This is a genomic window from Microbacterium terrisoli, assembly GCF_030866805.1.
GTDB lineage: Bacteria > Actinomycetota > Actinomycetes > Actinomycetales > Microbacteriaceae > Microbacterium > Microbacterium terrisoli.
This window is the reverse complement of sequence record NZ_CP133019.1, coordinates 962,785-974,665: the sequence shown is the minus strand read 5'-3', so window position 1 is coordinate 974,665 and position 11,881 is coordinate 962,785. Positions and strand designations below refer to the sequence as shown.

At 69.4% G+C, this 11,881-nt stretch carries 10 protein-coding genes; 4 read left to right on the top strand and 6 right to left on the bottom strand.

Going from position 1 to position 11,881, the window contains the following annotated elements:
• Positions 1-31 precede the first annotated feature (31 nt).
• The 3 genes from QU603_RS04090 to QU603_RS04080 all read left to right on the top strand — a co-directional run bounded on the left by QU603_RS04090 (position 32) and on the right by QU603_RS04080 (position 3,431).
• Complete coding sequence (locus QU603_RS04090; protein ID WP_308493220.1) at positions 32-1,702, top strand: PTS mannitol transporter subunit IIBC; 1,671 nt, start codon at positions 32-34, stop codon at positions 1,700-1,702.
• A 129-nt stretch (positions 1,703-1,831) separates the two neighbouring features.
• Positions 1,832-2,272, top strand: a complete 441-nt coding sequence (locus QU603_RS04085; RefSeq protein ID WP_308493219.1) for a PTS mannitol transporter subunit IIA — start codon at positions 1,832-1,834, stop codon at positions 2,270-2,272.
• Between the two features lie 10 nt (positions 2,273-2,282).
• Positions 2,283-3,431: a mannitol-1-phosphate 5-dehydrogenase gene (locus tag QU603_RS04080; RefSeq protein WP_308493218.1), complete on the top strand. Its 1,149-nt coding sequence runs from the start codon at positions 2,283-2,285 to the stop codon at positions 3,429-3,431.
• A gap of 11 nt (positions 3,432-3,442) precedes the next feature.
• On the opposite strand, the gene QU603_RS04075 is transcribed toward QU603_RS04080, so the two are convergent.
• The 4 genes from QU603_RS04075 to QU603_RS04060 are packed head-to-tail and all read right to left on the bottom strand — an operon-like array spanning position 3,443 to position 8,746.
• Positions 3,443-4,432, bottom strand: coding sequence for an ABC transporter permease (locus QU603_RS04075; RefSeq protein ID WP_308493217.1), 990 nt, complete (start codon positions 4,430-4,432; stop codon positions 3,443-3,445).
• Positions 4,429-5,364, bottom strand: a complete 936-nt coding sequence (locus QU603_RS04070) for an ABC transporter permease (protein ID WP_308493216.1) — start codon at positions 5,362-5,364, stop codon at positions 4,429-4,431. Before QU603_RS04070 ends, QU603_RS04075 begins: the two co-directional genes overlap by 4 nt.
• Complete coding sequence (locus QU603_RS04065) at positions 5,361-7,082, bottom strand: dipeptide ABC transporter ATP-binding protein (protein WP_308493215.1); 1,722 nt, start codon at positions 7,080-7,082, stop codon at positions 5,361-5,363. Before QU603_RS04065 ends, QU603_RS04070 begins: the two co-directional genes overlap by 4 nt.
• Entirely contained in the window at positions 7,079-8,746 is a 1,668-nt protein-coding gene (locus QU603_RS04060) for an ABC transporter substrate-binding protein (RefSeq protein ID WP_308493214.1), read from the bottom strand. The genes QU603_RS04065 and QU603_RS04060 overlap by 4 nt, the downstream gene beginning before the upstream one ends.
• 295 nt (positions 8,747-9,041) lie before the next feature.
• Here QU603_RS04060 and QU603_RS04055 point away from each other — a divergent pair, with 295 nt between their 5' ends.
• On the top strand, positions 9,042-9,998 hold the full coding sequence (locus tag QU603_RS04055; RefSeq protein ID WP_308493212.1) for a hypothetical protein: 957 nt from the start codon (positions 9,042-9,044) through the stop codon (positions 9,996-9,998).
• Positions 9,999-10,026: 28 nt separating this feature from the next.
• Here QU603_RS04055 and QU603_RS04050 read toward each other — a convergent pair whose 3' ends face one another.
• Together QU603_RS04050 and QU603_RS04045 are read right to left on the bottom strand one after the other, a co-directional pair.
• Positions 10,027-10,725 carry an SDR family NAD(P)-dependent oxidoreductase gene (locus QU603_RS04050; protein ID WP_308493211.1) on the bottom strand — a complete coding sequence of 233 codons (699 nt, stop codon included), beginning with the start codon at positions 10,723-10,725 and terminating at the stop codon, positions 10,027-10,029.
• Between the two features lie 11 nt (positions 10,726-10,736).
• Positions 10,737-11,852, bottom strand: coding sequence for an adenosine deaminase (locus QU603_RS04045; RefSeq protein ID WP_308493210.1), 1,116 nt, complete (start codon positions 11,850-11,852; stop codon positions 10,737-10,739).
• Positions 11,853-11,881: the final 29 nt, after the last annotated feature.

Sequence of the window (11,881 nt, the reverse complement as noted above, 5' to 3'; positions counted from 1 at the left end):
GCCGGCACACCCGAGAGAAAGAGACACTGCCATGACAACGGCGTCACCCCCCGTCGCGACCAGCGGCGGCAAGAAGGCGCAAGTCGCCGTCCAGCGATTCGGCACGTTCCTGTCCGGCATGATCATGCCGAACATCGCGGCCTTCATCGCCTGGGGATTCATCACCGCCCTGTTCATCGCCACCGGCTGGCTGGGCTGGTGGCACCCGATCGCCCCCATCCTCGGCGGGTTCGGCAACGCCGACCAGACCGGGTGGGCGCACGCGATGACCCAGCTGGCCCAGGCCGCCGAGGGCGGGGCCACATTCCCGCAGTACGTCGGTCTGGTCAGCCCCATGATCACCTACCTGCTGCCGCTGCTGATCGCCAACACGGGCGGCCGCATGGTCTACGGCGAGCGCGGCGGCGTGGTCGCCGCCATCGCCACGACCGGTGTGATCGTCGGCACCACGATCCCCATGTTCATGGGAGCCATGGTGATGGGCCCGCTCGCGGCACTGCTGACCAAGTGGATGGACCGGATCTGGGACGGCAAGATCAAGCCCGGCTTCGAGATGCTGGTCAACAACTTCAGCGCCGGAATCCTCGGCATGATCCTGGCCGTGATCGGATTCTTCGTGTTCGGTCCGGTCATGACCTGGCTCAGCGACGGCCTGGGGGCGATCGTGAGCTGGCTGACCACCAACGGCCTGCTGCCGCTGCTGTCGATCATCGTCGAGCCCGGCAAGGTGCTGTTCTTGAACAACGCCATCAACCATGGAGTGTTCACGCCACTGGGCACGCAGCAGGCGCTCGAGACCGGACGCTCGCTGCTGTTCCTGGTCGAGGCGAACCCCGGGCCGGGCCTGGGCATCCTGCTCGCGTTCACGTTCTTCGGGGTCGGCATGGCCAAGGCGTCTGCGCCCGGCGCGATCATCATCCAGTTCTTCGGCGGCATCCACGAGATCTACTTCCCGTACGTGCTGATGAAGCCGATCCTGGTGATCGCGGCCATCGCCGGCGGCATGACCGGTGTGGCCACCAACGCCGTGTTCGGCAGCGGTCTTCGCGCCCCTGCGGCGCCGGGATCGATCATCGCGGTGCTGATCCAGACCGCGGGCGAGAGCAACTTCGGGCCCGGCTGGGGCTACGTCGGCGTGATCCTCTCGGTCGTGCTGGCCGCCACCGTCACGTTCCTGGTGGCGTCGGTGTTCCTGCTGCGCACCCGTCGGCGCGACCTGGCGATGGAGGGTGCCGGCGACCTGTCGGCAGCCATCGCCCAGACCGAGGCCAACAAGGGCAAGTCGTCGCAGGCGCTGTCCGGTCTGCGTGACCGTGCGCAGGCCGACGCCGCAGCCGAGGGCACCTCGATCGGTGACGAGGTCACCGCCGCGGGTGTCGCCGCCGGCGCCGTGCTGACCGGCCGGCGCGTGGACAGCATCGTGTTCGCGTGCGACGCGGGCATGGGTTCGTCGGCGATGGGCGCCAGCGTGCTGCGCAACAAGATCAAGAAGGCAGGGGTCGAAGGGGTGACCGTGGTCAACAAGGCCATCGCCAACCTCGACGGCTCGGCCGACCTGATCATCACGCAGAACCAGCTGACCGACCGTGCTCGGGCGAAGGCCCCCGAGGCGATCCACGTGTCGGTCGACAACTTCATGAATTCCGCGAAATACGACGAGGTGGTGGACCTGGTGCGCGAGCAGCACCAGGATGAGCACTAGACCGCTGCGGGGCCGGGCGGGCATACGCCCCCGGCCCCGTGGCCCTCGCCGCCGGTGCGCCGCCTGCGGCGGCACGCACGGGCTCGACAGCACGACGGCGTACGCAGACGCATGAAGAGAGGTAACAACATGGCACGCGAGGTTCTCTCCACCGGGCAGGTCCGCATCCATTCGGACGGCGCCAGCCGCGATCAGGCGATGAAGGAGGCCGCCGACATGCTCGAGGCCGCCGGCGCGGTCACCAGCGCCTATTACGACGCGATGCAGCAGCGCGAGCGCACGGTGTCGACCTACATGGGCAACGAACTGGCGATCCCGCACGGCACGAACGAGACGAAGGATGCGATCCTCGACTCGGCTCTGGCGGTGATCCGCTACGACGGCGGCGTGGACTGGGACGGCGAACCGGTCACCTTCGTGATCGGCATCGCCGGCAAGGGCGACGAGCACCTCGAGATCCTCTCGCAGATCGCCATCCTGTTCTCGGATGAAGACGAGGTCGCCCGTCTGAAGTCCGCCGGCTCCCCCGAGGAGCTGTTCAGCATGCTCGCCTCGGTGAACGAGTCGTGAGGGCCGCGGCATGAAGGCCGTCCACTTCGGCGCCGGCAACATCGGACGCGGCTTCGTCGGCCTGCTGCTGCACGACGGCGGCTACGACCTGGTGTTCTCCGACGTCGCAGCCCCGCTCGTCGACGCCATCAACGCGGTCGACTCCTACACCGTGCACGAAGTGGGCGCCGGCGGCCGCGACACCGTCGTGACCGGCTTTCGGGCCATCAACAGCGCACAGGACCCGGATGCCGTGGCCGACGAGATCGCCACCGCCGAGGTCGCCACGACCGCTGTGGGCCCCACGATCCTGCGGTTCGTGGCCCCGCTGATCCTCGAGGGCCTGCGTCGCCGGCCGGCGGATGCTCCGCCGCTGCAGGTGATGGCGTGCGAGAACGCGATCGGGGCGACCGACGTGCTGCGCGGTGAGATCGAGGGCGCCGCAGGCGACGAGTGGGCCGTGCTGCACGGACGCGCCGTGTTCGCCAACACGGCGGTGGACCGGATCGTGCCGGCCCAGCCCGAAGGAGCGGGGGTGGATGTCACAGTCGAGCCGTTCTTCGAGTGGGCGATCGAACGGCCTGCGTTCGGCGACCGGCTGCCGCACATTCCCGGCGCGCATTTCGTGGACGAACTCGCACCGTACATCGAGCGCAAGCTCTTCACGGTGAACACCGGCCACGCCGCCACCGCGTACTTCGGGGCGATCGCGGGGATCGAGCAGATCTCCGCCGCCCTGGCCGAGCCCGGCATCGCCGCACGGGTGGCCGCCGCGCTCGAAGAGACCTCGGCACTGCTGGCGGCCAAACACGGTCTGGACGCCGCCGAGCTCGCCGCCTACCGGGCGACGATCCTGGACCGATTCCGCAACCCCGCACTGCCCGACACCGTCTGGCGCGTGGGGCGCCAGCCGCTGCGCAAGCTGTCGCGGCATGAGCGGTTCATCGGCCCGGCCGCCGAGGCGGCCGAGCTCGGCCTGCCGGTGTCGGCCCTGGTCGAGGCCGTGGGTGCCGCCCTCGCGTTCGACGATCCCGCCGACGAGCAGTCGGTGTCGCTTCAGCAGCTGCTGCGTGAGCTGGACGCCGACGTGTTCACCGAAGAGGTGACGGGGCTGATCCCGGCCGACGCCCTCTTCCCCGCCGTGCGCGCCGTGGTGGCCGCCCACCAGGCCGGCCGGTAGCCGGGTCCGCGTCAGGCTGTCTTCACGCGCGGGTCGACGAAGCCGTACAGCAGGTCGACCACGAAGTTCGCGAACACGATCAGGAACGCCGCGAACAGGGTGAATCCCACCACGAGCTGCAGGTCGAGCGTGTGCACGCCGTCGATCAGCAGCGCCCCGAGCCCCTGCATCGAGAACACCTTCTCGGCGATCACGGTGCCGCCCAGAAGGCTGCCCAGGTCGAGTCCGAAGATCGTCACGACCGGGATGATGGCGTTGCGCAGCCCGTGCCGGGTCACGACCCTCGGCTCGCTCAGGCCCTTGGCCCGCGCGGTGCGGATGTAGTCCTGCCCCATCGATTCGATCATCTCGCCGCGGGTGAGCCGTGCATAGATGGCCGCGCTGATGAACGCCAGCGTGCACCACGGCAGCACGAGATGCAGGAACCACTGCACGGGATCTTCGGTCAGGGGCACGTACCCGCCGGTGGGCAGCCACTGCAGCGTGAACCCGAACAGCAGGATCCCCAGCAGCCCGACCAGATAGCTCGGCGCCGAGACCCCCGCGATCGCGAAGGTCATGACGGTGCGGTCGGCCCAGGTTCCGCGCCGCAGGGCCGAGATCACGCCGCCCGCAACCCCCAGCACGAGCCACAGCACGGCTGCGCCGACGGCGATGGATGCCGAGACCGGGAATCGTGAGGCGATCAGGTCGGTGACCGACGCGTTCTGCTGGAACGAGTAGCCGAAGCAGGGCGCCGCGCATACGACGGCGGCATCGCCCGAGCCGAAGGTGCGGCCGGCGACGATCCCCCACAGGAAGGCGCCGAGCTGCTGCCACCAGGGCAGGTTCGTGCCCATGAACTGCTCGGCGCGTGCGAGGTTCTCGGGCGTGCAGGGCTTGCCGCAGCTGAGCTGGGCGGGGTTGGCCGGGAGCAGGTAGAAGATCGCGAACGAGATGATCGCCACGACCAGCAGCACCAGGACCATGCCGGCGAGGCGCTGCAGGATGAATCGCGTCATCGCCGGACCCCCTTCGGATCGAGCGCGTCGTGCAGGCCGTCGCCGAGCACGTTGAAGGCGAGGGTGATCAGGAACAGCGCGGCACCGGGGAACACGAGATACATCGGCGTCACCTGCACCCACCCGACGGCCTCGCCGATCGTGCGGCCCCAGCTGGGAGTGGGCGGCGGCACGCCCACACCCAGGAACGACAGCGCCGCCTCGAACCCGATCATCGAGGGCACCATGATCGTCGTGTACACGATGATCGTCGCCGACACGTTGGGCAGCACCTGGCTGACGGCCACCCGCCATCCGCCGGCGCCCATGGCGGTGGATGCCGTGACGAACGCGCGCTCGCGCAGCGACAGCACCTGTCCGCGCACGACGCGGGAGATCGAGGGCCAGCCGAACAGCCCGATGACGATGATCATGAACAGAGGACGGGGGAAGGCGCTGGGCACGATCGCGGTCAGGGCGATCATGAACACGAGGGTGGGAAAGCCGAACATGACATCGACCACCCGGCTGCCGACCCGGTCGTACCAGCCGCCGAAGAAGCCGGTGGTCAGCCCCACGAACACCCCGATGAGCACCGAGATGACCGTGGCGCTGATGCCCACCAGAAGCGAGATGCGCGCGCCGTAGACGACGATCGAGAACAGGTCGCGGCCGGTCAGAGGCTCGACGCCGAACCAGTGCGTGGCGCTGATGCCGCCGCCGAAGCCGAGCGGTGCGCCGGATTCGTCGAGCAGATCGACATGGTACGTGTACGGGTTCTGCCCGGTGATGCCGGTCAGCAGCGGCGCGAAGATCGCGGCGAGCACGAACACGACGATGGTGACCGCCCCCGCGGTGGCCCACGGGTCGTGCAGCACAGAGCGGGCGACATGGGCGAACCCGGTGCGCTGTGACGGGATGCCGGTGCCTTCGACCGTGTTCGCGACGGTCATGCGACGGCCTCCGCATCGTCGTGGGTCAGTCGACGCCACTGCTCGCGGCGCTCGCGCTGGGCGATCGGGTCGGCCACCGGAGCTGCGGCGATCAGGCGCCGGGTGTATGCGTGGGCCGGGGCGGTCAGCAGTCGCCGCGCGGGACCCACCTCGACGATGTGGCCGCCCTGCAGCACGGCGACATCCTGCGCGACCTCTTGCACGACGGCGAGGTCATGGCTGATGAACAGGCTCGCGAAGCCGAATTCACGCTGCAGCTGCACGAACAGTTCGAGCACGGTGGCCTGCACCGACACGTCCAGGGCGCTGGTGGGCTCGTCGGCGATCAGCAGCGCCGGGCGCAGCGCGACGGCGCGGGCGATCGCGACGCGCTGGCGCTGCCCGCCCGACAGCTCGTGCGGGTAGCGCTGGGCGTATGAGGCCGGCAGCTGCACGGCATCCAGCAGCTCGGCCACCCGCGCGCGGCGCTGCGCGGCCGGCAGTCTCGCGTGCAGCCGCAACGGCTCGGCGATGGCGCGCCCGATCGTGGAGCGCGGGTTGATCGATGAGGCCGGGTCCTGGAACACATAGCCGATGCGGCGCCGCACGGCGCGCAGCCGCCGGTGCGAGGCGGTCGCCAGATCCACTCCGTCGACCTGCACGCGTCCTGCCGCCACCGGCACGAGGCCTGCCAGCGCTCGACCCAGCGTTGATTTTCCCGACCCCGATTCTCCGACCAGGCCGAACGTGCATCCGGCGTTGATCGTGAAGCTCGCCTCGCTCACGGCGTGCACGCTCGTGCGGCCCCACCCGTTGGCGCCGTACACGATGTCGACCTCGTGCACCTCGACCACCGGAGAGGAAGAGGATGCCGCAGCCGCGGCATCCGGCGCCACGAGATCGGGCGCGGATCCGCCGGATGCGGGCGCGTCCAGTCGCGGCACCGCCTGCAGCAGCCTGCGCGTGTAGTCGGCCTGCGCCGCGGCGAACAGGGTGTGCACCGGGGCGCGCTCGACCACTTCGCCGGCGCGCATCACGATCACGTCGTCTGCCAGGTCGGCGACCACGCCCATGTCGTGGGTGATCAGCAGCACCGCCATGCCGCGCTCGTCGCGCAGCGTGCGGATGAGGTCGAGGATGCCGGCCTGCACGGTGACATCCAGTGCTGTCGTCGGCTCGTCGGCGATGAGGATCTCAGGGTTGCACGAGATCGCCATCGCGATCATCGCGCGCTGCAGCTGCCCGCCGCTGAGCTCGTGCGGGTGGGAACGGGCGACACGTTCCACGTCGCGGATGCCGACAGAGCCCAGCAGGTCGCGCACGTGCGCGCGCACGTCGGCGTGCGAGAGCCGTCCGTGCGTCTCGAGGACTTCGGCGATCTGCCACTCGATCGTGTACACGGGGTTGAACGCGTTCATCGGCTCTTGGAAGATCGTGCCGATCCGGGCGCCGCGCACCGCCCGCAGTTCGCGCTGCGATGCGCCCACCAGCTGTCTGTCGCCGAGCAGGATGCTGCCGGTCACCCGCGCCGTCGGCGGCAGCAGCCCCAGGATCGACATCGCGGTGACGGACTTGCCCGACCCGGATTCGCCGACCAGTGCCAGCACGCGCCCGGGGTACAGGGCGAAGCCCACGCCGTCTACGACGGTGCGGGCTTCGCCTCGGGTGCCACTGGTGTCGGCGAACGCGATGCGGACCGCGTCCGCCGACAGCAAGGGTGCAGGTGGTTCGAGCGTCACTGTCCCAGTGTGACAGTGAGGTAGTTCGGATACGCGGGGAACGACGCGATGAAGAAGTTCTTCACATCGCTGCCGGCCAGGAACGACTGCTTCGCATAGGTCAACGGCACGACTGCGGCATCCTGCATGATGCGCTTGTCGGTCTGCGCCCACAGCTTCTGCGCGGCGGCCGGGTCGACGGTCGCGCTGGCCTGGGCGATGAGCTTGTCGACGTCCGGGTTCGAGTAGCGCGACAGGTTGTACCCGCCGCCGCCGATCTGGCTCGAGGCGAACAGCGGCTGGATGTTGCCGTTCGCGCTCGGGAAGTCCGGCTGCCAGCTGCTGAGGACCAGATCGTAGTCGGGGTTGGCTCCGGTCGTGGCGTCGTTGAACAGGGTGTTCACGTCGAGGGGCTTGATCGTCACCTGGATGCCCGCGCGCTCGATGCCCTGCTGCAGCGCCTGCGCCTGCGCCTGGTTGGACGGATCGTTCTGCGCCCACAGCACCAGCTTCAGATCGGACGAGTGCCCGGCCTCGGCCAGCAGCTGCTTGGCCTTGGCGACGTCACCGTCCGCGCCCGACGGATACAGGTCGTATTCCTCACGGCCCGGGATGCCGGGGGTGATCAGCGTCGTCGCGCGGATGGCCGCCTGCGGGCCGCCCTGCGCGATGATGAACGCCTTCGTGTCGACGGCGTACTCGATCGCCTGACGGACCTTGAGGTCCTTCAGCGCCGGGCGCTGAGTGTTCAACGCGAGGTAGGTGAGGGGTCCTGCGTCACTGGTGGCCAGGCGCTTCTTGGCGTCGGGGTTCTTGTTCACGAGGTTCAGCTCGGCGGCGCCGAGATAAGTGGCCAGGAACGACGTCTTGGCACTGCCGGCGTCACTGATCAGCGTCTGTGTGCTGGTCGAGACATCCTGGCTCTCTTTGAACACGATCTTGTCGGGGCCGGCCGTTCGCACCGGATCGGTCTTGGCGTCCCAATGCGTGTTGCGCACGAGGTCGAGCTCGGTGCCCTGCTTGTTGGAGGCGACCTTGTAGGGTCCGGTGGCGACGGGGTTCTCGCCGTAGGTCTGCGGGTTGTCCTTCGCCTTGGGCACCGGCGCGAATGCCGGCATCGACGCGATCCACGGCCAGTCGCCGTATGGCGCGTTCAGGTGGAAGACGATCGTCTTGGCGTCGGGGGTCTGGATCGAGGCGAGCTCGCCGCCGGTGTAGGGGCCCTTGTAGTCAGCACCGCCCACCAGCAGCGACTTGTGGTAGCCGAGGCCGCCGGACAGCTCCGGGGCGAACGAGCGCTCGATGCCGTATTTGATGTCCTGCGCGGTGATCGGCGTGCCGTCGGCGAACTTCAGGCCGTCCTTGAGGGTGTACGTCCACGTCTTGCCGCCGTCGCTGGCGGTGCCGATCGTCGTCGCCAGGTCGGGGACGACCTCGGCGGGCTTGCCCTTCTGGATGTCCCACGTCGTCAGGCGCCGCTCGATCAGACCCATGGTCGTGATCGCGAGGTTCTGGCTCTTGGCGGGGTCGAGGTTGATCTGCGTGGCCTGCGTGAGGATCGTGAGCGTGCCGCCCTTGCCCCCGGACGCGCTGGTGCCGTTGTCGGTGCTGCCGGAGCACGCGGTCAACGCCATGGCCGCCGCTGCGGCCAACGCGATGGCCGCCGCCAGGTGTCGTCGTCTCATATGATGCCTCTTCTGTCCACTGCGTGTGTCCGCCGCTTGTGTACGCGGCTTGTATCCGCCGCACGGATGCGCGCATGCCGAGATGCCACGGTCGCCGCAAGCGTCGGGGGTTTCGGGGGCGCGGCGTGGCCGCACCCCCTCAAGTACCAGCCTGATGTGGCCCCGCCGTATTCCCGAAACGGATCGAAACCCACGGTCATGCGGCGTCCGTCCGCGCCCAGCGGCAGGTCTGTCTGCGAATGCCCTGAGAGTGGTACCTTGGCGGGGTGCCGAGAATCCCGAACGAGGCGCGGTAGTGAGCGACGATGCTGACGTGCGTGTCGATGCGGTCCCGCGCGCGCTGAACGGCGTGGATGCCGCGGCCGCGGCATCCGGTGCACCGGCCTTTCCCCTCCCGCTGTCGACGCCGCCTCGTCGACGCGCATCGCGTCGGCACACCCTCGCGATCCTGGGCACGGCGGTGGCCGCCACGCTCCTGGCGGTGTTGGCCGGCACCTCGCAGGCCTCGACGGTCACGGCCGTCACGAGGCCCGCCGTCACGCCCCCGCTCGCCCAGCTGCGCTCCGTCCATGACGACGCCGCCGGTGTGCTCACCCGGCTCGCGCGCACCGCGGCTGCGGCGCCGCCGGCGACGAGCACGACGATCGATTACCAGACCTGGAACCTGGACCTGGTGACGGATCCCGCGCAGACGGCGGCGGCGCAGTTCATCCAGCCGCGCGAGGTCACTGTCGCACGCGGCGGGGCCACCGTATCGGTGGTCGCCCGGGCGGGAACGCCGTTCGCCGACACCGGCGCGGTCGTGATCCCGGCAAGTGCCCACCCTGCGGGCCAGATCATCGCGCAGTACACGATGGAAGATCCGGTCCCTGAGCCGCCCGAGTCGTCTGCGAAGTGGGCGGCGTATCTGGCACGGACGTTCGGGGTGGATGCGTCAGCCCCCGCCGGCGAGATCCTGATGCAGGTTCCGACCATCCTGGATTCCTGGCGTCTGGACGCCGCGCAGACCTCGGCCATGCTGACCTTCCTCAGCACCGCGCACTCCCTCGAGGTGGCCGGCAGCGGCAGAGATCGCCTGGGCCGGCGCGGCACCGTGCTGGTGGGGCCGTCGGCCGACGGCCAGCATCAGGCCCGCGCCACGATCGAGGACCGCACCGGCCGGGTGCTCGCCGTCGAGGTCGTCTACACCGGCGGAACCCGCGCAGACCTCTCATCGCCGTGCGTCACCTCGTACACGGCATGGAGGTACTGAGCTCTGAGGCCGCAGGCGGCGACCGGTCTCACCAGGGGACGGTCTGCCCCCGATAGTCGAGGTAGTGCAGGCCGCCTGCGCCCGAGCGCGCCTCGATCACATCGACCACCCCGCGAGAGCTGTCTTCGACGGTTCCCGTCGCGTCGGGTCCGCCCAACTCGGTACGCACCCATCCGGGCGCCATCAGCAGCAGGGTGCGCGGGTCATCGGGATGGCGTGCGGCGAAGCTGCGCATCAGCTGGTTCAACGCCGACTTGCTCGCGCGGTAGATCTCCCAGCCGGTCACCCGCGTGTTGTTGGTGACGCTGCCCTGCCCCGACGACATCACCCCGATGGTGCCCGTGTCGGGTACCAGATCGTGGAACTGCTCGACGAATCGCACCGGGCTGAGCGCATTTGTCAGCATCACCCGCTGGAACGTCGAAGTGGCGATGTCGGCCACCGTCTCCCACCGGTCGTGCGTCGTGCCCGCGTTCACGAACAGCAGGTCGAAGCCGGCGCCGGTCAGTCGCTCGTGGAGCGCGGCCACCGAGTCAGGATCGTCGATGTCGACCGTCTCGAGCTGCAACCTCCCGGCAGAGCGTTCGGCCAGGGTCGCCAACTCGCCGGCGCGGGAGCGTCGGCTGGTGGCCGTCACCTGCCATTCGCGCTCCAGCAGCCGTTCGACCAGTCCGAGACCGATCCCCCGCGACGCTCCGACGATCAGCGCCCTCTTCGTCACCGTCACCGCCACAGGTCTCAGCGGTCGAATCCGGCGGCGATGACCTCCACGAGCTCTTCGCGCTCTTCGACCGGCAGGAAGGCGCCGGCGGCGGCATTGAGCTGGAACGCCTCGATGTCGGCCAGGTCGTAGTCGAACGTCTCTGTCAGCAGCGCCAGCTCGCGGGTCAGCGACGTGCCGCTCATGGTGCGATTGTCGACGTTGACCGTGACCGCGAAGCCCAGCTGGTAGAGCAGGTCGAACGGGTGATCCGAGAGCTCTTCGCCCCAGGCGGCGACCGCACCGGTCTGCAGGTTCGAGGAGGGCGAGAGCTCCAGCGGGATCTCGCGGTCGCGCACCCACCGCGCGACGTCGCCGAATCGCACCTGCACGTCATCGCCCTCGCGACCGACGAACTCCAAGTCCGATGCGATGCGCACGCCGTGGCCCAGCCGCAGCGCGCGCCCGTCCAGCAGCGCCGAGCGGATCGAGTCGATGCCTGCCGCCTCGCCCGCGTGCACCGTGGTCGGGAAGAACTGCGAGGCCAGGTAGTCGAACGCCTCACGCAGCCGTGAGGGCGGAAAGCCGTCCTCGGGGCCGGCGATGTCGAAGCCGACCGCGCCGCGGTCGCGCCACGACACGGCCAGTCGGGCGATCTCCAGCGAGCGGTCGGTATGGCGCATCGCGGAGATGAGCTGGCCCACGCGGATGTCGTGCCCTGCCGCGGCTGCGGCATCCTCCCCTTCGTCGATGCCCCGCTGCACGGCGTCGACCGCGTCATCGAGGCTGAGCCCCTTCGACACGTGCTGCTCGGGCGCCCAGCGCACCTCACCGTACACGACGCCGTCGGCGGCGAGGTCCTCGACGAATTCGCGGGCCACGCGGGTGAGGCCCTCGCGCGTCTGCATGACGGCGGTGGTGAGGTCGAACGTCTTCAGGTACTCCACCAGCGAGCCCGAGTCGCTCTGCGTCGCGATCCAGCCGCCGAGGGCGGCCGCGTCGTGCTCGGGCACCTCGACGCCCGCCGCGTCGGCGAGCTCGATGATGGTCGCGGGCCGCAGTCCGCCGTCGAGGTGGTCGTGCAGCGAGACCTTCGGCAGGCTCCGCAGCGAGACGCCGTCGATGCTGGCGTCGCCGTTCTGTTCGATGGGCATGATGTTCCTCACGAAGACGATGGATGCCG

Coding starts and splice junctions, on each gene's coding strand:
- QU603_RS04090 (WP_308493220.1), top strand. CDS start 32: ATGACAACGGCGTCACCCCCCGTCGCGACCAGCGGCGGCAAGAAGGCG.
- QU603_RS04085 (WP_308493219.1), top strand. CDS start 1,832: ATGGCACGCGAGGTTCTCTCCACCGGGCAGGTCCGCATCCATTCGGAC.
- QU603_RS04080 (WP_308493218.1), top strand. CDS start 2,283: ATGAAGGCCGTCCACTTCGGCGCCGGCAACATCGGACGCGGCTTCGTC.
- QU603_RS04075 (WP_308493217.1), bottom strand. CDS start 4,432: ATGACGCGATTCATCCTGCAGCGCCTCGCCGGCATGGTCCTGGTGCTG.
- QU603_RS04070 (WP_308493216.1), bottom strand. CDS start 5,364: ATGACCGTCGCGAACACGGTCGAAGGCACCGGCATCCCGTCACAGCGC.
- QU603_RS04060 (WP_308493214.1), bottom strand. CDS start 8,746: ATGAGACGACGACACCTGGCGGCGGCCATCGCGTTGGCCGCAGCGGCG.
- QU603_RS04045 (WP_308493210.1), bottom strand. CDS start 11,852: ATGCCCATCGAACAGAACGGCGACGCCAGCATCGACGGCGTCTCGCTG.